This window comes from Sphingomonas sp. AP4-R1 (assembly GCF_013113735.1).
Taxonomy (GTDB): domain Bacteria; phylum Pseudomonadota; class Alphaproteobacteria; order Sphingomonadales; family Sphingomonadaceae; genus Sphingomonas_I.
The window spans coordinates 4,321,355-4,341,184 of the sequence record NZ_CP053346.1 but is presented as its reverse complement, the minus strand read 5'-3'; the positions used below and the strand labels follow the sequence as shown (position 1 = coordinate 4,341,184).

Here is a 19,830-nt window from a genome sequence, read left to right as displayed (position 1 = left end):
TTAACCTGCTCTCACGCGTCCGCTCGGGACGATTCCCCCGAAAAGGACCAAATTCGGGGGATGGTGGGAAGCATCTCATCCGAAACGATTTTTTACAATTTTTTGGGTTGGAGCAGGCCTTTCGTTAACGGAAAGGGAACTATCGTTCCGTTAGGCCGGATCGAGTGCGCCGTTTTGTCCCGTTTTTTCCAAGGGCGAGCGGCGACGCGGGGACATCGTCGTGATTAGCGTGTGGCAATGTGCGTGGCATCAGCATGATTGGCGGCTGGTTCTCCTGGCCGGCCTGATCTGCGGCCTCGCCTGCCTCGGCGCCGTGACGATCCTGCGCCAGCAACGCGGCGAAAACCGCCGCATGGATCTCCGCTGGCAATATGTCGCGGGGATCACCACCGGTTTCGGTATCTGGTGTACCCACTTCGTCGCGATGCTCGGTTATAACAGCGGCGTCGCCGTGGTGGGATATGATCTCGTCCTCACCACACTCTCGCTGGCCTGCGCGATCGGTATGACGACGGTGGGCTTCGCGATCGTCTCGAGGGGCGGCGCCGCGCCGGCCGCGCTGATCACGGGCGCCGTGGTGTTCGGCACCGGGATCGGCGCGATGCACTATACCGGCATGAATGCGATGGAGTTTCGCGGTCACTTCGAATGGCGGCCGATCCGCATCGCGCTCTCGATCCTGTTCGGGATCTGTTTCTGCACGCCGGGCCTGATGCTGGCGCTTCGCCAGAGGGATCTGGGGAGCGGCATGGCCGCCAGCGGCTTCCTCATGACGGCGGTGCTGGCGCTGCACTTCACGGGCATGACGGCGATGACGGCCATTCCCGATCCCAGCGAACCGCAGGACAGCTATTTCCTGTCGCCCCTCAGCCTGGGCCTGACGATCGGCGCGATCGCGCTGGCGGTGCTGCTGGTCGGCGCGGGAGCGGCGATCATCAACACCGCCGCTTTGTCGGCGATCCGCACGCGCGGGCGCGAATTCCGCATCTTCGTGCAGGGCATCACCGATTGCGCGCTCTATATGCTGGATCCGGATGGCCATGTGGTCAGCTGGAATGCGGGGGCCACGCGCCTGAAGGGCTTCACCTCGGCCGAAGCGATCGGGCTGAATTTCGCCAGCTTCTATTCGGCAGAGGATCGGGACGCAGGCATGCCGCTGCGCGCGCTGGCAAAGGCGCGCGAGACGGGCAAGTTCACGGCGGAAGGATGGCGCCACCGCAAGGACGGCAGCCGCTTCTGGGCGAACGTCACGATCGAGACCGTGCTGGACGAGCAGGGCGGGATCGTGGGCTTTGCCAAGATCACGCGCGATATCAGCCGCCAGAAAGAAGATCAGGACCGGCTGGAAGCGCTGACGGCCAAGCTGGATGCCGCGTTGACCAATATGCATCAGGGCCTGGTGCTGTTCGACAGCGCCGATTGCGTGGCGCTGGTGAATGCGCGCTTCCGCGCGATGTATCGCATCGCGCCGGACGTGCCGCTGGAGGGCATGTCCTTCGCGGAGGTCATGCGCTTCTCGCTCCGTGCGCGCAGCGGCGTGGAGATCAGCGAGGAGCGGGTCCTGCTCGGGGCGGAATGGAAGTCCGCGTGCCTGGCCCAGCCCGATCATGGCGGGCTCGTGACGATCAATTACGAGGACGGCAGCGTCGTCGACGTCGTCTATCAGGCGCTCGCCGATGGCGGCTTCGTCGCGACGTTCGAGGATGTGAGCGAGCGGCATCGCTCCGCCGCCCGGATCGCGCATATGGCGATGCATGACAGCCTGACCGGGCTGCCGAACCGGATCAATTTCAACGGGCAGCTCGATTATGCGATCGAGCAGGCGCGCGCGACCGGCCTGAAAGTGGGCGTGGTGGCGATCGATCTGGATGGCTTCAAGGAGATCAACGACACCCACGGCCACGCGACGGGGGATGCCGTGTTGCAGGCCATTGGAGAGCGCATGGCGGCGATCGCGGGCGAGAGCGAGTGCATCGCCCGCTTCGGCGGCGACGAGTTCGCCGCCTACCGTACGTTCGGGGACGAGGCCGAATTGATGCAGTTTCTGGACCGCCTGGCCCAGCAGATCGCTACCCCGGTGGCGGTGGACGGGCTGGAATTGCGACCGGCGGGAAGCGTGGGCTTCGCGGTCTTTCCCGATGACGGGATCGAGCGGGGACACGTGTTGGGCAATGCCGATCTCGCCATGTATCGCGGGAAGGCGGCGCGCGGCGGGCAGGTCTGCCGCTACGAATATGGGATGGACGAAACGGCGCGCACGCGGCGCGCGATGGCGAAGGATCTGCGCGAGGCGATCGCCCGCGAGGAATTGTCGCTCGCCTATCAGGTGCAGCGCTCGGTGACGACGGGCGCGATCACCGGCTACGAAGCGCTGCTGCGCTGGCACCACAATGTGGACGGGTGGATTTCGCCCGAGCAGTTCATTCCCGTGGCCGAGGAAAGCGGCAGCATCGTCGAGATCGGCCAATGGGTGTTGCGCGAAGCCTGCCGCGAGGCGGTGCGCTGGTCGCACCCGCATCGGGTCGCGGTCAATCTTTCGCCGGTCCAGTTCACCGATCGCGACCTGACGAAGATGCTGGCCGAAATCCTGCTGGAGACGGGCCTGCCGCCCAGCCGGCTGGAACTGGAGATCACCGAGACGGCCATCATCGCGGACAAGGCCGCCGCGCTTCATATGCTCCGCCAGATCAAGGCGCTGGGCGTGACGATCGCGATCGACGATTTCGGCACCGGCTATTCGTCGCTGGAGACGCTCCATTCCTTCCCGTTCGACAAGATCAAGATCGATCGCTCGTTCGTGCGCCAGTCCGACCAGAGCGAACAGGCGCGCGCGATCATCCGCGCGGTGATCGCGCTGGGGACGAGTCTGAACATGCCGGTGTTGGCCGAAGGCGTGGAGACGGAGGCGCAGCTGACGCGGCTGCGACTGGAAGGATGCAACGAGGCGCAGGGCTATCTGCTGGGACGGCCGCGCTTCGATGTGCCGCAGGAGCCGGTCGCGGCGTAGGGCGGGTTTTGAGCTCGGCGCGCCTGCGACCGCAGGAGTCCAGAGCCACAGGCGTCAGGTTCGGGGCCCTGGGCTCCGGCTTTTGCCGGAGTACGAACAGAGCGCTCCCGCGCTGGCTATTCCTCGCCGAACTTGGCTTCCACCAGTCCGCACAGCGCATCCAGCGCCTTGTCGGCGCCGTCGCCGCTCGCGCTGATCGTGACGGTGTCGCCCTGCGCGGCGCCCAGCATCATCAGGCCCATGATCGACGTGCCGGCGACCTTGCTGCCGTCCTTGGCGACTTCGATCGAGGCGGATTGCGAACTGGCCAGCGTCACGAACTTGGCGCTCGCGCGCGCATGGAGGCCGCGCCGGTTGCTGATCAGCACCGTGCGCTCGACGCCCGTACTCACGCGGCGGCCTCGCCCAGCACCTCGGACGCGACCGAGATATATTTGCGGCCCGCCTCGCGTGCGGCCGCAACGGCTGCCTGGACCTTCATCATCTTACGCGCACCCTCCAGCCTGATGAGCATGGGGAGGTTCACACCCGCGATGACTTCGACGCGACCCGGCTCCATGAGCGAGATGGCCAGATTGGAGGGCGTGCCGCCGAACAGATCGGTCAGCAGGATCACGCCCTTGCCGAGATCGACCGCGGCCACCGCGCGGGCGATATCGGCGCGGCGCGCCTCCATATCGTCGTCGGGCCCGATGCAGATCGATTCGATCGCCTGCTGGGGACCGACCACATGCTCCATTGCCCGCACGAATTCCTTCGCGAGCTGACCATGGGTCACCAGCACCAGTCCGATCATCTAGTCACCGTCACGTCGTTCGCGTTGCCAGCCTCCGGCTTTCCCTCCGCCGCGTCTGACGTCTTATGCGCCAGATCACGATGCACGATGGTGGGGGAAAAACCCGCCCCGCGCAACCTGCGGCCGATGCGATCGGCCACGTGGACCGAGCGATGCCGCCCTCCGGTGCAGCCGATGGCGATGTTGATGTAGGATTTTCCCTCGCCGGCGTAGCGCGGCAGCAACAGCAGAAGCAGTTCCTCATAGCGCGAGACGGCCTCTTCATAGACCGGATCGCCCTTCACATAGTCCGCCACGGGCGCATCCAGACCGGTGCCGGGGCGGAGCGCGGGCACCCAGTGCGGATTGCGCAGGAAGCGGCAGTCGAACACTAGATCGGCGCCGCGCGGCAGCCCGCGCGAGAAGCCGAAGGAGGTGACCATCAACGTCGGCTCCGCCGCCGGCCCGTCGCCGAAACGCTCGCGAATCTCCCCCTGCAGGCTGTTGGTCGTATGGCTGCTGGTGTCGATCAGATAATCGGCCGCCTCGCGCAGCGGGCTGAGCAAAGCGCGCTCCTCGACGATGCCGTCCTCGGCCGGGCGATCGAGCGCCAGCGGGTGGCGGCGGCGCGTGGCGGAGAAACGCTGGACCAGCACCGCGCCCGAGCAATCGAGGAACAGGATTTCGATCGCGAGTTGCTTGCCCGCCCGGATCGCGGCGACGCGCTTCAGGATCGCATGGACATCGAAGCCGCGCGTGCGGCTGTCGATGCCGACGGCGAGCGGGCGATCATCCTCGACATCGCCCGGCGGGGGCGGGCTCGCCAGCAGGCGATCGAGCAAGGCGAGGGGGAGATTGTCGCTCGTTTCCCAGCCCAGATCCTCCAGGCTCTTGAGCGCGGTGGTGCGGCCCGCGCCGGACATGCCGGTGACGAGCAGGACGCGCTTGGGCTCGACGATGCGGGTGGGGCCGGCGGCGGGCGTGGTCATGCGGGCAATCCGTAAAGCGCCAGGCCGCGTTCCACCTTGATCGGGGCGGAGGCCTCGAACGGATCCAGCGCGAGCGTGGGGATCGCGCGCGCGGCGACGGGCGTGGTGGGGAGCGGATCGGGCGGCATACGGTCTCGCGGGGCGGTGAGGGAGATGCAGAGCGCGACGGGCGCCTCGGCCAAAGCGGGCATCGCGACGATGCCGAGGCCGCGCACCTCCATCTGGCCGGCGATGGTGTGCGGCGCGCGGGCGAGGGGGCGATCGCCTTCGATCCGGATCTCGACACCGTCGTCGCTCACCAGAACGGCGCCGCGATCGATCAGGCGCAGCGCGAGATCGGATTTGCCCGCGCCGGAAGGGCCGAGGATCAGCACGCCGCGCCCGTCGATCGCCACGCAGGTGGCGTGGAGGGTTTCGGAGGGAGGCGGTGCGAGCGACATCGAATGCTTACTTCGCTCCGCCCATCCGTTCGTGCCGAGCCTGTCGAAGCACTGTTCTTCTCTGCTGCCCGCTGGCCGGGAAGGAAGAACGGCACTTCGACGGGCTCAGTGCGAACGGATTGGGGAGGCGGGCGAAGCGCACCGCCCTCATCGTTGGGCCGCAGGCAGGCGGATCGTGAAGCGCGCGCCCTGCACGTTGCCGTCGCGGTCGCTCACGTAGATGCGGCCGCCATGACCCTCCACGATCGCCTTCGCAATGGCGAGGCCGAGGCCGGAGTGGCGGCCGAATTCCTCGCCTTCGGGGCGGATCGAGTGGAAACGGTTGAAGATCGCCTCGCGCGCATGTTCGGGCACGCCCGGCCCGTCATCCTCGACGCGGACGACGATTTCGTCGCGGTCGCGCGTCGCCGCCACCTGCACGAGGCCGCCGGGGGGCGAGAAGGAGATGGCGTTGTCGACCAGATTCTCGATCGCGCGCGCCAGCCGGTGGCCGTCGCCGAAGATCAAAGCGGTGCCGCGATTCGGCCGCGCGAAGGCGAGGCGCACCTCGTTGGCGACGCCGCGCTCGTCGCGCCCGGCCACGAGCTGCTCGATCATCGTGCCGAGATCGATCGTCTCGAAGCGCGCGCGGGAGAGCTGCGCGTCCATGCGCGAGGCTTCGGAAATGTCGGTGATGAGCCGATCGAGCCGGCCGACATCGTCGCGGATGATCGCCACCAGCCGCGCGCGCAGATCGGGATCGTCGATCCGCTCCAGGCTGTCGACGGCGGACCGGAGCGAGGCGAGGGGATTCTTGATCTCGTGCGCCACATCGGCGGCGAACGCCTCGGTCGCGTCGATCCGCTGGCGCAGCGCCTGGCTCATGTCCGAGAGGGCGCGGGCGAGCGTGCCGATCTCGTCGCGGCGTGCGGGCAGGCGCGGCACCTGCACTTCGCGCGAGCGGCCGAGGCGCACGCGATGCGCGGCGATGGCGAGGCGGCGCAACGGCCGCGCGATCGTGCGGGCGAGGAAGATCGAGAGAAAGATCGAAAGCGCGCTCGTGCCCAGCAGCACGATGCCCAGCCAGAAGCGCTCGGCGCGCACGGTACGGACCACGTCGCGCTGGTTGGTCGTCATCAGCAGCACGCCGCCGCCGGGCACGGACATGGCGGCGGAGATGACCGGCGTGCGATCGGGCGCGCGGCGGACATGCGACTGCACCTCGCGGCTGCGCGCCGCCGCCGTCGCCTCCGGCCAGGCGGCCAGCGTGTCGTGGGCGGGCTCCACGAACGGCTCGGGCACTTCGGCGCCGACGATGCTGTCGATCGCGCGGTCCAGCGCGCGCGCCACGTGGCGCTGCCACGGCTCGCTGGAGGGATCGCGCAGTTCGTAGGTCGGCGTGCCGCTCGCCCAGCCATCGACCGGCGCGGTGCCGGCTGCCGGATAGAAGCGGAAGCGCCCCTCATTGGCCTGGCCCAGCACGGTCAGCATCCGCGCGCGCTCGTCGGCGGGCGCGGTGGCGATGGCGCGCGCGGCCATCCGCACCTCCGTCTCGGCCTGATCGGTGCGCTCCTCGATCAGCTGGCTGCGATAGCTGTCCAGATAGAAGAAGCCGCCCGCCAGGACGATCAGCGCGAAGATGTTGACGGCGAGGATGCGGGCGGTGAGCGAAAGCCGGCCGAGCCAGCTTTCCAGCCCGTCATTCCTCCGCGAAACGATAGCCGATGCCATAGAGAGTCTCGATGGCCTTGAAGCTGGAGTCGACGGCGCGGAACTTGCGCCGGAGCCGCTTGATGTGGCTGTCGATGGTGCGGTCGTCGACATAGACGTCATCCTGATAGGCGGTGTCCATCAGTTGGTCACGCGACTTCACAATGCCCGGTCGCTGGGCCAGCGTTTCGAGGATCATGAATTCGGTGACGGTCAGCGTCACCTCCTTGCCCTCCCACAGCACGCGATAGCGCGCCGGATCCATTTCCAGCCGCCCGCGCACGATCTTCTCGGCGACCGGCTCGCCTTCGCCCTCGGGCTGGGCGCGCAGCTCGGTCCGGCGCAGCAGCGCCTTGATGCGCGCGATCAGCAGCCGCTGGCTGAACGGCTTGGTGATATAATCGTCCGCGCCCATGGCGAGGCCCAGCGCCTCGTCCAGCTCGTCATCCTTCGAAGTGAGGAAGATTACGGGCAGCTGGCTCTTCTCGCGCACGCGGCGGAGCAGCTCCATCCCGTCCATGCGCGGCATCTTGATGTCCAGCACGGCCAGCTCGGGCGGATTTTCGGTCAGGGCCTTCAGCGCCGCTTCGCCATCCGAATAGACGCGGACGGTGAACCCTTCGGCCTGCAGCGCGATGGACACCGATGTCAGAATATTGCGATCGTCATCGACGAGCGCGATCGCTCCGGCCATTCCACTCTTCGTCCCGTTGCCGCGCGGCCCTCCTATCCGAAGGATGCGCGTGTCTCAATGCTGCATCCAATATGGAGGCGGGCTCATAAAATGTTAGGACTGACCTCGTAACAATACGGGCGTGGAATACGATCCCCGCCTCGGTGCCGCGCTTCAGGCGGCCAAGCAGCCCGCCGGGCCCACATGGCGATCCCGGCTGCGTCACATGCTCGGCTTCGAGGAGCAAGGAGCGGAAATTTCCGTCCCTTCTCCAGAGGATGAACCGCTGCCGGTGGCGCCCGAGCCGGGCGGCGAGATCGAGACCCTCACCCGCCTCCTGGAGGAGCTGATCGCCACGGCGCAGACGCGAATCGATGGCGCGGTGCTGCTGGTCGGGCGTTCGGCCGACGATGCGGAGGCGTATCGCGAGGCCTTGTCGGCCGAGGCGGAGGCGTTGGTCGGCGCGCAGGCCGGCGAGCAGGTGACCGCCGCGCTGATCGGCGTGACGCGCTCGATGATCGCGCGCGCGCGCGGTGCCGAAGAGAAATTGCGCGCGATGGGCGAGGAACTGGAATCGGTGCAACGCGATCTGGCGGATGCGCGCCAGTCCGCCGAGCATGACCAGTTGACCGGGCTGCCCAATCGCCGCGCGCTGGAGGCGGCGCTGCTGCGCGCGGTGGAAAGCTCGCGCGCGGCCGATCAGGCCCTGTCGCTCGCTTTCTGCGACATCGATCATTTCAAGCGGCTCAACGATACGCACGGCCATGCGCTGGGCGATCGGGTGCTGCGCCTCGTCGGCGATTGCCTGAGCGAGGGCGCGGGCACGGGCGCGTTCGTCGGCCGGCAGGGCGGCGAGGAATTCGTGATGCTGTTCGAGGGCGTGCGGCTGGAGGAGGCGGCGGCGCGCGTCGATGCCGTCCGTGCCGAACTCGCCCAACGCGACTTCAAATCGCGCACGAACGAGACGCCGATCGGGCATATCACCTTTTCGGCGGGCGTGGCGGCGCTGCGTCCGGGCGAAATGGGCGACAGCCTGCTCCAGCGCGCCGACGAGGCGCTCTATCGCGCGAAGAATAGCGGCCGCAATCGCGTGGAGATGGATCCGGATTGAGGGGCGGTCCCGGTTCGCCCGGCCGGGGGCGGGCGGCTCGCCGTCTTCGCCTAGATCGTCATTGCGAGCGCAGCGAGGCCATCCAGTCCCGCGCTGGAGGACTGGATGGCTTCCCCCGGCACAAGGCCGGGGTCGCAATGACGGGGGTGTTGGACGATCGACCCCTAAATCTTGCACTTCCGCGCCATCGCGACGCCGTGCAGGAAGCCGCGTCGCGCATGGCCGGCGCTGATCGCGGCGTTGAGACGGCGTTCGGCCGGGGCCGCGCCCGAAATCTCGCGGACCAGACCCCGGAAGGGGACGAGCCCGTTGACGAGCGACTTGCCGCCGGCCTCCGCCAGCTTGCCTGCGCGATTTTCCTTCGTGTCGTCGCCGGCCTCGAAATCCGGGCCCAAGGCTTCCGACAGATTGGCGAGGCCGGATTTGATCTGCGCGCAGCTCGCGGTGCCGGCGGCCGCGTAGGGATTGACCGCCGCCTGCTGGAGAACCTCGGGAATCTCCATCTTCTTCGCGCCGACGTCGACGGCCGGCGTGGAGGCGAGATTCTCGCCCTTATGGACGACCTCGCCCGCGCGGGACTTCAGGGTGGGGGATTCGGGCGGCGGTGAGGCGGCCTGTGCGGCGAGCAGGATCAGGATCGGAAGCATGGCGTGAATATGCGCGCCGCCCGATTTTGTTCCGTACGCCCAACGAAGGGGCGCGTCAGATCCGCTGGGGGTGCCGCACCGGCAGGCCCGCCGCCGCGAGTGCCGCATGCGCCTCGGCCACCGTATGCTGGCCGAAATGGAAGATCGAGGCGGCCAGGACCGCGCTCGCATGGCCTTCGGTGACGCCCGCGACCAGATCCTCCAGCGTGCCGACGCCGCCGCTGGCGATCACGGGTACGGATACCGCCTCGGTGATCGCGCGGGTGAGCGCCAGATCATAGCCGCCCTTGGTGCCGTCGCGATCCATCGAGGTGACGAGCAGTTCGCCCGCGCCGAGTTCGGCCAGACGGACGGCATGTTCGATCGCGTCGATGCCCGTCTCGCGACGGCCGCCATGGGTGAAGATTTCCCAGCGGCCGCGCCCGACCGCCTTGGCGTCCACCGCGCCGACCACGCATTGCGCGCCGAAGCGATCGGCGAGTTCTGCCGCCAGCTCCGGCCGCGCGACGGCGGCGGAGTTGATCGCGACCTTGTCCGCGCCCGCCAGCAGCAGCGCGCGCGCATCCTCGGCGGTCCGCACGCCGCCGCCCACCGTGAGCGGCATGAAGCAGACCTCGGCCGTGCGCGCGACGACATCGAGGATCGTGCCGCGATCCTCGTGCGTGGCGGTGATGTCGAGGAAGCACAGTTCGTCGGCGCCGGCGGCGTCATAGACCTTGGCCTGCTCCACGGGATCGCCCGCATCGGCCAGATCGAGGAACTGCACGCCCTTCACCACGCGCCCGCCGGCAACGTCGAGGCAGGGAATGACGCGGGTGCGGACGGTCATCGGATCGAGCTCGGAGAAGGGAAGAAGCAAGGGTTCACGCGGAGACGCGGAGGCGCGGAGAGGTGCGCCCTTGTCCCGGCCGTCAGGCCCATCTTCGTCGGTAGAAAGACGAGAGAGGCACCGCGCGCCGGGCGAGTCCTCTCTGCGTCTCTGCGTCTCTGCGTGAACCCCTTTCTCACTTCCCGCCCTTCGCCACGCGCAGCGCCGCCGCCAGATCGAGGCGGCCGTCGTAAAGCGCGCGGCCGGTGATGACGCCTTCGATCCCTTCGGACGCGCTGCGCGCGAGATCGACGATGTCGACGAGGCCGGCCACGCCGCCCGAGGCGATGACGGGCATGCGCGTCTTGCGGGCGAGATCCACGGTCGCGCGGATGTTGCAGCCCTTGAGCAGGCCGTCGCGGCCGACATCGGTGAAGAGCAGGCTGGCGACGCCCGCATCCACGAAGCGGTTGGCAAGATCGGCCGCCGTCAGCTCCGACACTTCGGCCCAGCCACGCGTGGCGACCATGCCGTCGCGCGCATCCACCGCGACGACGATACGGCCGGGCAGATCGCGCGCGGCTTCACGCACCAAATCCGGATCCTCGAGCGCGGCCGTGCCGATCACGACGCGGGCGACGCCCAGCTCCAGCCATTTGTCGATCGAGGCGCGGGTGCGGATGCCGCCGCCCAGCTGCACGCGGCCGGGGAAAGCGGCGACGATCGCGCGCACGGCCTCGCCGTTCACGGATTCGCCCGCGAAGGCGCCGTCCAGATCGACGACGTGGAGATGATCGGCGCCCGCCTCGGCGAAGGCCTTGGCCTGCGCGGCGGGATCATCCCCGTAGATGGTGGCGCGATCCATATCGCCTTCGGCGAGGCGGACGACCTTGCCGCCTTTCAGATCGATCGCGGGAAAGACGATGATGCTCATGGTTTCCAATCGAGGAAGCGCGCGAGGAAGGCGAGGCCGTAGGCCTGGCTCTTCTCCGGGTGGAACTGGACGCCCAGCATGTTGGCGCGGCCGACAGCGGCGGTGACGGCACCGCCATGCTCGGTCGTCGCCAGCAGATCGGCCGGATCGTCCGTGTGGAAGGCGAAGCTGTGGAGGAAATAGGCCTCGCCGGTGTGGATCAGCGGATGGTCGCGCTCCAGCCGCACGTCGTTCCAGCCCATGTGGGGGATGCGGATGGCGGGATCGGTGGGCTCCATCTTGGCGACGGTGCCGGGAATCCAGCCGAGGCCCTGATGGCGGCCGAACTCCTCGCCCGCCGTGGCCATCAGCTGCATGCCCACGCAGATGCCGAGGAAGGGGCGGGCCTTTTCGACCACCGCCTCGTTCAGCGCCTCGACCATGCCAGGGATGGCGGAGAGCGCGCCCATGCAATTGGCGAAGGCGCCGACGCCGGGCAGTACGATCCGCTCGGCCGCCGCCGCAACGGCGGGATCGGCCGTCACCACGATATCGCGCGCGCCGGCCGCCCGCAGCGCATTCTCCACCGAGTGGAGATTGCCCGCGCCATAATCGATCAGCGCCAGCGCATCAGGCGCCACCGAGCGTTCCCTTCGTGGACGGGATCTGGTCCGCCTTGCGCGGATCGATCTCGGTCGCTTCCCGCAGCGCACGGGCGAGCGCCTTGAACAGGCTTTCGCAGATGTGGTGGTTGTTCTTGCCGTAGAGCGTCTCGAGGTGGAGCGTCATGCCCACTTCCCCTGTGAAGCTCTGGAACCAATGCTCGATCAACTCGGTGTCCAGCTCGCCCAGTTTTTCCTGCGTGAAGCCGGATTTCCAGACGAGGAAGGGGCGCCCCGAAATGTCGATCGCGGCGCGGGACAGTGTCTCGTCCATCGGCGCGTAGCACAGGCCGTAACGCGTGATGCCCTTGCGATCGCCCAGCGCCTTCGACACGGCCTGGCCCAGCGCCAGCGCGCTATCCTCCGCCGTGTGATGCTGATCGACGTGCAGATCGCCCTTCACGCTCAGCGTGATATCGATCAGCGAATGGCGGGAAAGCTGCTCGATCATGTGATCGAGGAAGCCGATCCCGGTGGAGACGGTGTACAGACCCGTCCCGTCGAGGTTCACGGTCGCCTCGATCGCGGTCTCGGCGGTATTGCGGCTGATGGTGGCGCTACGCATGGCGCAAGCGCCTATACGCCGCTTGCGGAAGGAGCAATCCGCGAGTGACGGCTTGACCCGATCAAGCACCGCGTTCAGGTGAAGGGCGATGAGCGAGTCCCCGCAAGATAGCCTGATTCCCTACGACGAGATCGTGCAGGACGCGCTGCGCGCCGTCGTCGGGCGTGTGCTCGGCCAGGTCGAGCAGGGCGGTCTGCCCGGCGCGCACCATTTCTACATCACGTTCAAGACGGGCGCGCCCGGCGTGGATATCCCGCGCCACCTGACGGATCGCTATCCGGACGAGATGACGATCGTCATCCAGAACCGCTTCTGGGACCTTCACGTCTCCAAGAGCGGCTTCGAGGTGGGCCTGTCGTTCAACCAGATCGGTTCGAAGCTGTCGATTCCGTTCGCGGCGATCACCGCCTTCCACGATCCGGCCGTCGATTTCGCGCTGCATTTCTCCGCCCAGGCGGATGATCCGCAGCCCGAAGAGATCGCGGTGGCCGAGAATGATCCGGTCGTCCGCCCGGCGGAAGACGGCTCGAACGTCGTCTCGGTGGATTTCACCCGGAAGAAGTAAGCGCCTCGCGCAGAAGCCGGGCTTCCGCCGCGACCTCTTCCTCATCGCTCAATGTCAGATCGCCTGCGGGTTCGCCTTTGCCTTCACCCGCATTGGCCGAGGTGGCCGGCGTTTCGGGCACGTCCTCCTTGGGCGGATGGGCGCCCTCGATGGGTTGCTGGATCGGTTTCATCGCGTCCGTCTCCTCGTCGCTCCCGCCCCAACGCGCGAGCGCGGTGGAGGATCAGTGGACGAGAATGCGGAACAAAGCGGCCGCCAGCACGGTGACTGCCGCCAGCATGCAGGCGATCAGAACGATCGCGCCCGCCCGCTCGCGCCGGAGGCGACGGCGATAGCCGCTCTTTTCCTCTTCGGTGGCATCCGCGGCGACGCTCTTCTGCGCGCCCGATCCGTCCGCGAAGCCGATGCTGGCGGCGATCGTCTCGCGCACCACATCGGCCGGGACGGGCTCCAGGAATTCGCAGCCATGGCCCATGCCGCGCTTGCGGACGACGCGGGCATCGACGAACCCGATCCGTGCGAGTTGGATCCGCACCACATCGTCCGGCTGCAATTCCGACTGGAATTCCGCGAGAAATCCGGTTTCGGACATGTTGTGGATGATGATGTCGAACCGGCGATCCTTGCCGACCAGCATGCCATCGAGACGATCGACGAAAAGACGGCGCGACCGCCTTGCGTCGCCGCCCGCATCCAGATCGAGTCTCGCCAGAAAAGGCACGGCTTTGTCCCCCAGCAGCACGATCGGAGCAAACGGGTAAACGCAGCCTTACAGGAGAAGGTAAAGCAATCGCAAACAACGCCGGATTTGCGATGGGGATCCATCGGGCCGACGCGAAAAAGCTCCGCCGTGTCGCCCGATGGACCCCCGTCATGCCGGGATCAGGCGGGAACCGCAGCCACCCCGGCGCGGCGCGTCAGGCCGGAATCGCCCTGGCGCGGGCGGAAATCGCCCTGGCGGAGGGCCTCCTCGATATCCTCGAGGCTGACCCCGGCGGTCTCCGGCACGAACAGATAGACGAACAGGAACGACGCGAAGTTGATGCCGGCATAGATCCACATCGTCGAGCCGAGACCGGCGGCCTGCACCAGCGACAGCGCGGTGCCGGTGACGATCAGATTCGATCCCCACAGCATCGCCGCATGCAGCGCCGTCGCCGGGCCCCGCATCGCCAGCGGGAACATCTCCGAGCCCAGCAGCCAGCCGCACACCTGGATGCCGCCCGAATTGAACAGCATGAAGGCGAGCAGGAACACGATCGTGAGCCAGCTGGCGGGGCCCTGCGTCGCGCCGGTCGCGAACATCGCGCCGAGCCCGATCAGGCTGATCACCGAACCGGGAATCATGATCAGCATCAGCCGGCGCCGGCCGATCCGATCGACGAACAGGCAGCCGAGCAACGTCGCGAGCGCATAGACCGCGCCGACGCCGAGGCTGGCATACAAGGCCGAGGACCGGCCGAAGCCCGCATCCTCCAGAAAGGTCGGCGCATAATAGATCATCATCTCCAGGCCGCCGCACTGGGTGAAGAAGGCGACACCCAGGGCCGCCAGCAAGGCGGGGCGCACCCAGGACTGGCGGATGCCGCGCCAGCCCGATTCTTCGGGCTTCGCCTCCCGCGCGATCTCCTGGATCTGGCGCAATTCCGCCTGCACGTCGCGGTGCGTGTCGCGAACCTGCCCCAGAATCTCGGCCGCGGGCTCCAGCCCCCGATTCTCGGCCACCCAGCGCGGGCTGCGCGGCATGAAGATCATCGCGACGCACACCACCATCGCCGGCACGGCGGCGATCGCCACCATCGGCCGCCACGTCCAGACATTGTGGAGCGTGACGCCCACGATGTTCGCCAGCAGGATGCCGATGCCGATCGCGACATTGAACATCGTGACGAGATTGCCGCGCCGATCGGGCGGCGCCAGTTCCGAAATATACATCGGCACCACCTGCGTGGAGGCGCCGACCGCGATTCCCAGCAACAGCCGCCCCGCCACCAGCAGCGGCACGGTGGGTGCCAGCGAGCAGGCGACGGCGCCGATCGCGAAGACCGCCGCCACCACGAGCACGGTGATCTTGCGGCCGATCCGTTCGGACAGCCAACTCGTCGCCAGCGCGCCGATCACGGCGCCGGCCAGAATCGCCGAGGCGACGATTTCCTGCATGTGGTGGCTGAGCCCGAACTCGTCCGTCATCGACAGGAGCGCGCCGGAAATGATGCCGGTATCGTAGCCGTACAGGCCGCCGCACACGGCCGCGACCAGCGCCGCGAAGCGCAGCGTGCCGTTCGAACTGGTGATCTCCACATTTTCCATGATGCGGCGGAGCGTGCGTTCGTCCGCCCGCTTGATGGCGGCATCGCTCCTGCCGGACGCCGAAGATTGTCCCGTAATACTCGCTTGCAAAAACTCGCTCCATGATCGTTTCACGAAGCCACACGCCGATCTGTCAGCATATTCCGATATTGTGCGAAAGCAGAGGCGGCTCGAACGGCGCCATTGTCGCATTCATCGACTGTGGGTGACATAAGGAGCGTCACCCGAGATCGGCGGCAAACATCCTCTCAAGATGATGTCTGTGCATCTTCACTGTCACCGGACTGCGCCGGCAAGGCAACAGCGACAGCGACAGCGCATCATTGGGAACACCGAACGCGCGAAAGGGCCGTTCGGTCGCAAAGAGACGTGTTTTTGGGAGAATTGCGCGCGGCGGAGCGGCCGATACCGTCATCCGCGATCGAAGATATTCCCACCGGATGGCCGGGATAGCGGATGCGTCTGCTGCTGAAGAAACGCTGGAGCGGGCGAAGGGATTCGAACCCTCGACCCCGACCTTGGCAAGGTCGTGCTCTACCCCTGAGCTACGCCCGCTCGGCGTAATGGGAGCATGCGCCTCCGGGGAGGCCGCTTCTCTCTTGGGAAGCGCTGGAGCGGGCGAAGGGATTCGAACCCTCGACCCCGACCTTGGCAAGGTCGTGCTCTACCCCTGAGCTACGCCCGCTCGGCGCTGTAGGAGGTTGTTCGCCTCCGGGGAGCGCGGCTGATAGCCGCATGCTTTCAGGTCCGCAACCCCACTTTTCATCGCCGTGCAGATTGCGGCGATCCGTGGCGCATCTGGCCCTGCGGCGGACCCATGCGAGGTTGCATCGCCTGCCAAGCTGGGCATAAACGCGCCGCCTCCAAGGGAAGAAAGAAACGATGACGAGCCAGATCGCTCCCCGTGGACGTAAGGTGCGCGTCGTCGCGACGCTGGGCCCTGCCTCCAGTTCCCCCGAAATGATCCGCGCGCTGATGCTCGCGGGCGCAGACACGTTTCGTATCAATATGAGCCATGGCGGCCATGAGGATAAGAAGCCGCTGATCGCCGCGATCCGCGCGCTGGAGAAGGATCTCAGGCACGCGACCACGATCCTGTTCGATCTGCAGGGGCCGAAGCTGCGCGTCGGCAAGTTCGAGGAAGGCCGCGTCACGCTGGAGACCGGCGCCCAGTTCGTGCTGGACCGCCAGGACGTGCCCGGCGACCAGACCCGCGTCGGCCTGCCGCACCCGGAAATCTTTCAGGCCCTGGAAGTGGGCGCCCGCCTGCTGCTGGACGACGGCAAGATGGTGCTGCGCGCGCTTTCGGTGAGCGAGGACAAGATCGTCACGCGCGTCGAGGTCGGCGGCGTACTCTCCAATTCCAAGGGCCTGAACGTGCCCGACGTGGTGCTGCCGATGGCGGCGCTGACGGAGAAGGACCGCAAGGATCTCGATTTCGCGCTGGAGGAGGGCGCCGACTGGATCGCGCTGTCGTTCGTACAGCGGCCCGAGGATGTGGCCGAGGCGCGGCGGCTGATCGGCGGCAAGGCGGCTCTGCTCGCCAAGATCGAGAAGCCCGCCGCCGTCGAGCGGCTGGAGGGCATTCTCGAGCTGGCGGATGCGGTGATGGTCGCACGCGGCGATCTGGGCGTGGAATGCCCGCCGCAGCAGGTGCCGCTCGTCCAGAAGCAGATCGTTCAGATGGCGCGGACGATGGGCAAGCCGGTGGTGGTCGCCACCCAGATGCTGGAATCGATGATTGTGTCGCCCACGCCGACTCGCGCGGAAGTGTCCGACGTCGCCACCGCCATCTATGACGGCGCCGATGCGGTGATGCTCTCGGCCGAGAGCGCCGCCGGCGCCTGGCCGATCGAATCGGTCGCGATGATGGATTCGATCGCCAAGGCGGTGGAGAAGGATCCCGGCTATACGGCGCGGCTCCATTTCATGGAAACGCGGCCCGATCCGACGACCGCCGACGCGCTCAGCCTCGCGTCGCGCGGCATTTCCAAGACGGTGTCGGCCGCCGCGATTATCTGCTTCACGCTGTCCGGCTCGTCGGCGCGACGGATCGCGCGCGATCGTCCCTCCGTGCCGGTGCTGGTGCTGACGCCGAAGCTGGCGACGGCGCGGCGGATGGGCCTTCTCTGGGGTGTCCATGCCGTGCAGACGCGCGACGTGGAAAGCTTCGAGGAGATGGTGGGCAAGGCCAAGCGGATGGCGCTGCGTCACGGCCTCGCGCAATCCGGTGACCGGATCGTGATCATGGCCGGCGTGCCGTTCGGGACGCCGGGCTCCACCAACGTGCTGCACGTGCAGCGGCTGACCGGCAAGGAACTGGACGGCTATCGCGACTGACGGGGGAGGGGGCGGCGTAGCCGTCCCTTCCGCTTCTTCCTGTCATCCTGAACTCGTTTCAGGATTCATGGCGTGCCCCTCTGCGGGCGCGCCATTTTTTTAATGTCGGGTCATGGGTCCTGAGACGAGTTCAGGATGACGGCTAATTTAGAGTGTGCCGATCTTCAATAGACGCACGAAAACGGCCGCGCGGTTGCCCGCGCGGCCGTTTCGTTCAACCGAAAGGTCGGATCAGCCCTGGCGGGCCTTGAAGCGACGATTCGTCTTGTTGATGACGTAGGTGCGGCCACGACGGCGGATCACGCGGTTGTCCCGGTGCCGGTCCTTGAGCGACTTGAGCGAATTACGGATCTTCATGGCCCGGTACTGCCTGCCTGGTCTGGATTGTCGAAAGAGAGGGGTCCGTTAGGTAATGGCGGGACAGGAGTCAAGGTAAAGCGGCACTCCGCCCCTCGATGCAGCGATTTCGGCGGATGGAACGTTGCACGCCCGATACGGCGCTTCTACGAGCCGCCCCAGGGAGAATGTTCTGATGCGTGCGAAGTCGCTTACCGCCATCCTGTCCGTGCTGATGCTGTCCGCCTGCGCGACCACGCCCACCGCCCGTGTGACGCGCTTCCATCTGGACGACCAGATCGCGCGCGGCGAAATGGCGGTCGAGCCGCTGGTGCCGGCCGACAAGGGCAGCCTGGAATATCAGACCTACGCCTCGATCGTGGGCGCGGAGCTGGCGAAGATCGGTTTCACGGAGGCGCCAGGCCTGAAACAGTCCGAGCAGGTGGCGGTGATCTCGGTCGAGCGCGGATCGCGCGAAACCTTGCAGCAGCGTTCGCCCGTGTCGGTCGGCCTGGGCGGCGGAACGGGCGGCTATGGCGGTGGCGGCGTCGGGCTCGGCATCAGCTTCCCGATCGGGAAGAAGCGCCCGAACGAAATTCTCGTCACGCGCCTGTCGGTCCAGATCAAGCGCCGGTCCGAAGGCACCGTGATCTGGGAAGGCCGCGCCGAGACGCAGGCGGCCGCAGGCACCCCGGCGGCCGATCCCGCCGCGACCGTGCGCACGCTGGCGGCGGCCCTGTTCAAGGATTTCCCCGGCAAATCGGGTCAGACGGTAACGGTTAAGTGACGATTTCGGCCGCGTGATGCGGCGGTGATCGATCGACAGAGAGCAAGGCAGGGTAGGTATAATGGCGCGCATTTCGGCGGATTTTGACGCCGGCAATATCCGGGTGATCGCAGCCGACGGCGATCGGTTCGATCTGGAGATCGTCACCGACGCGGGCAGCGATTTCTATCAGTGGTTCTATTATCGGCTGACGGGCGCTGCCGGGCGCACGATCGAGATGCGGATCCTGAACGGCAAGGGATCGGCCTATCCGCTGGGCTGGCCGGGCTATTCGGCGCGCGTGTCGAGCGATCGGGTCCACTGGCGGCTGGCGGAGACGAGCTATGCCGATGGCGTGCTGACGATCCGCCACGCGGCGGAGAGCGACACTCTCTGGTTCGCTTACTTCGCGCCTTATTCGATGGAGCGGCACCACGATCTGGTCGCGCGCATCGCCGCGCGGCCGGGCGTCGCCTATCGCTCGCTGGGCCAGACGCTGGACGGGCAGGAGATGGACTGCCTGACGATCGGCGAGGGCAGGAAGCAGGTGTGGCTCTATGCGCGCCAGCACCCTGGCGAATCCATGGCCGAATGGTGGATGGAAGGCGCGCTGGAGCGGCTGACCGACGCGCACGATCCGGTCGCGCGCGTGCTGCGGCGCGAGGCGACCTTTCACGTCGTGCCCAATATGAACCCGGACGGTTCGCGGCGTGGTCATCTTCGCACCAATGCGGCGGGCGTGAATCTCAACCGCGAATGGCATGAGCCGACGCCGGAGCGCAGCCCCGAAGTGCTGGCCGTCCGCAACCGGATGGACGAGACGGGCGTGGATTTCGCGATCGACGTGCATGGCGACGAGGCGATCCCTTATGTGTTCCTCGCCGGTTTCGAGGGCATTCCGAACTGGACCGAGCGGCAGGGCGATCTCTTCAAGCGCTATCGCGAGACGCTCACGCGCCGCTCGCCCGATTTCCAGATGAAGCATGGCTACGGCGTGGCGGCGCCGGGATCGGCCAACCTCACCATGTCGACCAATCAACTCGCCAATCGCTTCGGCGCGGTGTCGATGACGCTGGAAATGCCGTTCAAGGACAATGATTCGCTGCCCGACCCCGAATATGGCTGGTCGGCGGAGCGATCGGCCCGTCTGGGCGCGGACTGCCTTGGCGCGCTGCACGAGATGATCGACGCGCTTTAAGCGGAGTTTCGAGGCGCGCCGCCGACCGGGGCGCCT

General features: G+C 67.1%; 21 protein-coding genes and 2 tRNA genes. 6 read left to right on the top strand and 17 right to left on the bottom strand.

What is annotated here, in order from left to right:
• Positions 1 to 220 precede the first annotated feature (220 nt).
• Positions 221 to 3,007, top strand: a complete 2,787-nt coding sequence (locus tag HL653_RS19830) for an EAL domain-containing protein (protein ID WP_171746034.1) — start codon at positions 221 to 223, stop codon at positions 3,005 to 3,007.
• 116 nt (positions 3,008 to 3,123) lie between these two features.
• On the opposite strand, the gene HL653_RS19825 is transcribed toward HL653_RS19830, so the two are convergent.
• The 6 genes from HL653_RS19825 to HL653_RS19800 all read right to left on the bottom strand — a co-directional run bounded on the left by HL653_RS19825 (position 3,124) and on the right by HL653_RS19800 (position 7,594).
• Entirely contained in the window at positions 3,124 to 3,399 is a 276-nt protein-coding gene (locus HL653_RS19825; protein WP_171746033.1) for an HPr family phosphocarrier protein, read from the bottom strand.
• Positions 3,396 to 3,803 (bottom strand): PTS sugar transporter subunit IIA, encoded by a 408-nt coding sequence (locus HL653_RS19820; RefSeq protein WP_171746032.1) that lies wholly within the window; start codon positions 3,801 to 3,803, stop codon positions 3,396 to 3,398. The genes HL653_RS19825 and HL653_RS19820 overlap by 4 nt, the downstream gene beginning before the upstream one ends.
• Positions 3,800 to 4,771: an RNase adapter RapZ gene (gene rapZ / locus HL653_RS19815; protein ID WP_171746031.1), complete on the bottom strand. Its 972-nt coding sequence runs from the start codon at positions 4,769 to 4,771 to the stop codon at positions 3,800 to 3,802. Before rapZ ends, HL653_RS19820 begins: the two co-directional genes overlap by 4 nt.
• Positions 4,768 to 5,211 (bottom strand): HPr kinase/phosphorylase, encoded by a 444-nt coding sequence (locus HL653_RS19810; protein WP_171746030.1) that lies wholly within the window; start codon positions 5,209 to 5,211, stop codon positions 4,768 to 4,770. Before HL653_RS19810 ends, rapZ begins: the two co-directional genes overlap by 4 nt.
• Positions 5,212 to 5,358: 147 nt before the next feature.
• Positions 5,359 to 6,921: an ATP-binding protein gene (locus tag HL653_RS19805; protein WP_171746029.1), complete on the bottom strand. Its 1,563-nt coding sequence runs from the start codon at positions 6,919 to 6,921 to the stop codon at positions 5,359 to 5,361.
• The gene (locus HL653_RS19800) at positions 6,890 to 7,594 is read right to left on the bottom strand and encodes a response regulator transcription factor (RefSeq protein WP_171746028.1); all 705 of its coding nucleotides are present in this window, start codon (positions 7,592 to 7,594) and stop codon (positions 6,890 to 6,892) included. Before HL653_RS19800 ends, HL653_RS19805 begins: the two co-directional genes overlap by 32 nt.
• Before the next feature lie 121 nt (positions 7,595 to 7,715).
• Here HL653_RS19800 and HL653_RS19795 point away from each other — a divergent pair, with 121 nt between their 5' ends.
• The gene (locus tag HL653_RS19795; protein WP_171746027.1) at positions 7,716 to 8,684 is read left to right on the top strand and encodes a GGDEF domain-containing protein; all 969 of its coding nucleotides are present in this window, start codon (positions 7,716 to 7,718) and stop codon (positions 8,682 to 8,684) included.
• Positions 8,685 to 8,848: 164 nt separating this feature from the next.
• Here the strand turns inward: HL653_RS19795 and HL653_RS19790 are convergent, their stop codons facing one another.
• The 5 genes from HL653_RS19790 to hisB form a co-directional block, all read right to left on the bottom strand.
• Complete coding sequence (locus HL653_RS19790; RefSeq protein ID WP_253717138.1) at positions 8,849 to 9,331, bottom strand: hypothetical protein; 483 nt, start codon at positions 9,329 to 9,331, stop codon at positions 8,849 to 8,851.
• Positions 9,332 to 9,386: 55 nt separating this feature from the next.
• Positions 9,387 to 10,160, bottom strand: coding sequence for an imidazole glycerol phosphate synthase subunit HisF (gene hisF, locus HL653_RS19785; RefSeq protein ID WP_171746026.1), 774 nt, complete (start codon positions 10,158 to 10,160; stop codon positions 9,387 to 9,389).
• Positions 10,161 to 10,335: 175 nt separating this feature from the next.
• On the bottom strand, positions 10,336 to 11,073 hold the full coding sequence (hisA, locus tag HL653_RS19780; RefSeq protein ID WP_171746025.1) for a 1-(5-phosphoribosyl)-5-[(5-phosphoribosylamino)methylideneamino]imidazole-4-carboxamide isomerase: 738 nt from the start codon (positions 11,071 to 11,073) through the stop codon (positions 10,336 to 10,338).
• Complete coding sequence (gene hisH, locus HL653_RS19775; protein ID WP_171746024.1) at positions 11,070 to 11,693, bottom strand: imidazole glycerol phosphate synthase subunit HisH; 624 nt, start codon at positions 11,691 to 11,693, stop codon at positions 11,070 to 11,072. Before hisH ends, hisA begins: the two co-directional genes overlap by 4 nt.
• Positions 11,683 to 12,279: an imidazoleglycerol-phosphate dehydratase HisB gene (gene hisB / locus HL653_RS19770; RefSeq protein WP_171746023.1), complete on the bottom strand. Its 597-nt coding sequence runs from the start codon at positions 12,277 to 12,279 to the stop codon at positions 11,683 to 11,685. Before hisB ends, hisH begins: the two co-directional genes overlap by 11 nt.
• A gap of 88 nt (positions 12,280 to 12,367) precedes the next feature.
• Between hisB and HL653_RS19765 the strand changes: the two genes are divergently transcribed.
• Positions 12,368 to 12,844, top strand: coding sequence for an SspB family protein (locus HL653_RS19765; RefSeq protein ID WP_171746022.1), 477 nt, complete (start codon positions 12,368 to 12,370; stop codon positions 12,842 to 12,844).
• On the opposite strand, the gene HL653_RS19760 is transcribed toward HL653_RS19765, so the two are convergent.
• From HL653_RS19760 to HL653_RS19740, 5 genes are all read right to left on the bottom strand, one after another.
• Positions 12,828 to 13,016, bottom strand: coding sequence for a hypothetical protein (locus tag HL653_RS19760; protein ID WP_171746021.1), 189 nt, complete (start codon positions 13,014 to 13,016; stop codon positions 12,828 to 12,830). The genes HL653_RS19765 and HL653_RS19760 overlap by 17 nt on opposite strands.
• Before the next feature lie 51 nt (positions 13,017 to 13,067).
• Positions 13,068 to 13,565 (bottom strand): PilZ domain-containing protein, encoded by a 498-nt coding sequence (locus HL653_RS19755; RefSeq protein WP_171746020.1) that lies wholly within the window; start codon positions 13,563 to 13,565, stop codon positions 13,068 to 13,070.
• A 161-nt stretch (positions 13,566 to 13,726) separates the two neighbouring features.
• On the bottom strand, positions 13,727 to 15,244 hold the full coding sequence (locus HL653_RS19750) for a sugar porter family MFS transporter (RefSeq protein WP_216599904.1): 1,518 nt from the start codon (positions 15,242 to 15,244) through the stop codon (positions 13,727 to 13,729).
• 390 nt (positions 15,245 to 15,634) lie between these two features.
• Positions 15,635 to 15,709: transfer RNA gene (locus HL653_RS19745), tRNA-Gly, on the bottom strand.
• A gap of 55 nt (positions 15,710 to 15,764) precedes the next feature.
• A tRNA-Gly gene (locus HL653_RS19740) sits at positions 15,765 to 15,839 on the bottom strand.
• Positions 15,840 to 16,036: 197 nt separating this feature from the next.
• Between HL653_RS19740 and pyk the strand changes: the two genes are divergently transcribed.
• Positions 16,037 to 17,494, top strand: a complete 1,458-nt coding sequence (gene pyk, locus HL653_RS19735; RefSeq protein ID WP_171746018.1) for a pyruvate kinase — start codon at positions 16,037 to 16,039, stop codon at positions 17,492 to 17,494.
• A 231-nt stretch (positions 17,495 to 17,725) separates the two neighbouring features.
• Here the strand turns inward: pyk and ykgO are convergent, their stop codons facing one another.
• Complete coding sequence (gene ykgO / locus HL653_RS19730) at positions 17,726 to 17,851, bottom strand: type B 50S ribosomal protein L36 (RefSeq protein WP_003046794.1); 126 nt, start codon at positions 17,849 to 17,851, stop codon at positions 17,726 to 17,728.
• Positions 17,852 to 18,026: 175 nt separating this feature from the next.
• On the opposite strand from ykgO, the gene HL653_RS19725 reads away from it, so the two are divergent.
• Together HL653_RS19725 and HL653_RS19720 are read left to right on the top strand one after the other, a co-directional pair.
• Positions 18,027 to 18,617 (top strand): DUF4136 domain-containing protein, encoded by a 591-nt coding sequence (locus HL653_RS19725; protein ID WP_171746017.1) that lies wholly within the window; start codon positions 18,027 to 18,029, stop codon positions 18,615 to 18,617.
• Positions 18,618 to 18,675: 58 nt separating this feature from the next.
• Positions 18,676 to 19,794, top strand: a complete 1,119-nt coding sequence (locus HL653_RS19720) for a carboxypeptidase family protein (RefSeq protein WP_171747135.1) — start codon at positions 18,676 to 18,678, stop codon at positions 19,792 to 19,794.
• Positions 19,795 to 19,830 lie beyond the last annotated feature (36 nt).

Coding starts and splice junctions, on each gene's coding strand:
- HL653_RS19820 (WP_171746032.1), bottom strand. CDS start 3,803: ATGATCGGACTGGTGCTGGTGACCCATGGTCAGCTCGCGAAGGAATTC.
- rapZ (WP_171746031.1), bottom strand. CDS start 4,771: ATGACCACGCCCGCCGCCGGCCCCACCCGCATCGTCGAGCCCAAGCGC.
- HL653_RS19810 (WP_171746030.1), bottom strand. CDS start 5,211: ATGTCGCTCGCACCGCCTCCCTCCGAAACCCTCCACGCCACCTGCGTG.
- HL653_RS19805 (WP_171746029.1), bottom strand. CDS start 6,921: ATGGCATCGGCTATCGTTTCGCGGAGGAATGACGGGCTGGAAAGCTGG.
- HL653_RS19800 (WP_171746028.1), bottom strand. CDS start 7,594: ATGGCCGGAGCGATCGCGCTCGTCGATGACGATCGCAATATTCTGACA.
- HL653_RS19790 (WP_253717138.1), bottom strand. CDS start 9,331: ATGCTTCCGATCCTGATCCTGCTCGCCGCACAGGCCGCCTCACCGCCG.
- hisF (WP_171746026.1), bottom strand. CDS start 10,160: ATGACCGTCCGCACCCGCGTCATTCCCTGCCTCGACGTTGCCGGCGGG.
- hisA (WP_171746025.1), bottom strand. CDS start 11,073: ATGAGCATCATCGTCTTTCCCGCGATCGATCTGAAAGGCGGCAAGGTC.
- hisB (WP_171746023.1), bottom strand. CDS start 12,279: ATGCGTAGCGCCACCATCAGCCGCAATACCGCCGAGACCGCGATCGAG.
- HL653_RS19765 (WP_171746022.1), top strand. CDS start 12,368: ATGAGCGAGTCCCCGCAAGATAGCCTGATTCCCTACGACGAGATCGTG.
- HL653_RS19760 (WP_171746021.1), bottom strand. CDS start 13,016: ATGAAACCGATCCAGCAACCCATCGAGGGCGCCCATCCGCCCAAGGAG.
- pyk (WP_171746018.1), top strand. CDS start 16,037: ATGACGAGCCAGATCGCTCCCCGTGGACGTAAGGTGCGCGTCGTCGCG.
- ykgO (WP_003046794.1), bottom strand. CDS start 17,851: ATGAAGATCCGTAATTCGCTCAAGTCGCTCAAGGACCGGCACCGGGAC.
- HL653_RS19725 (WP_171746017.1), top strand. CDS start 18,027: ATGCGTGCGAAGTCGCTTACCGCCATCCTGTCCGTGCTGATGCTGTCC.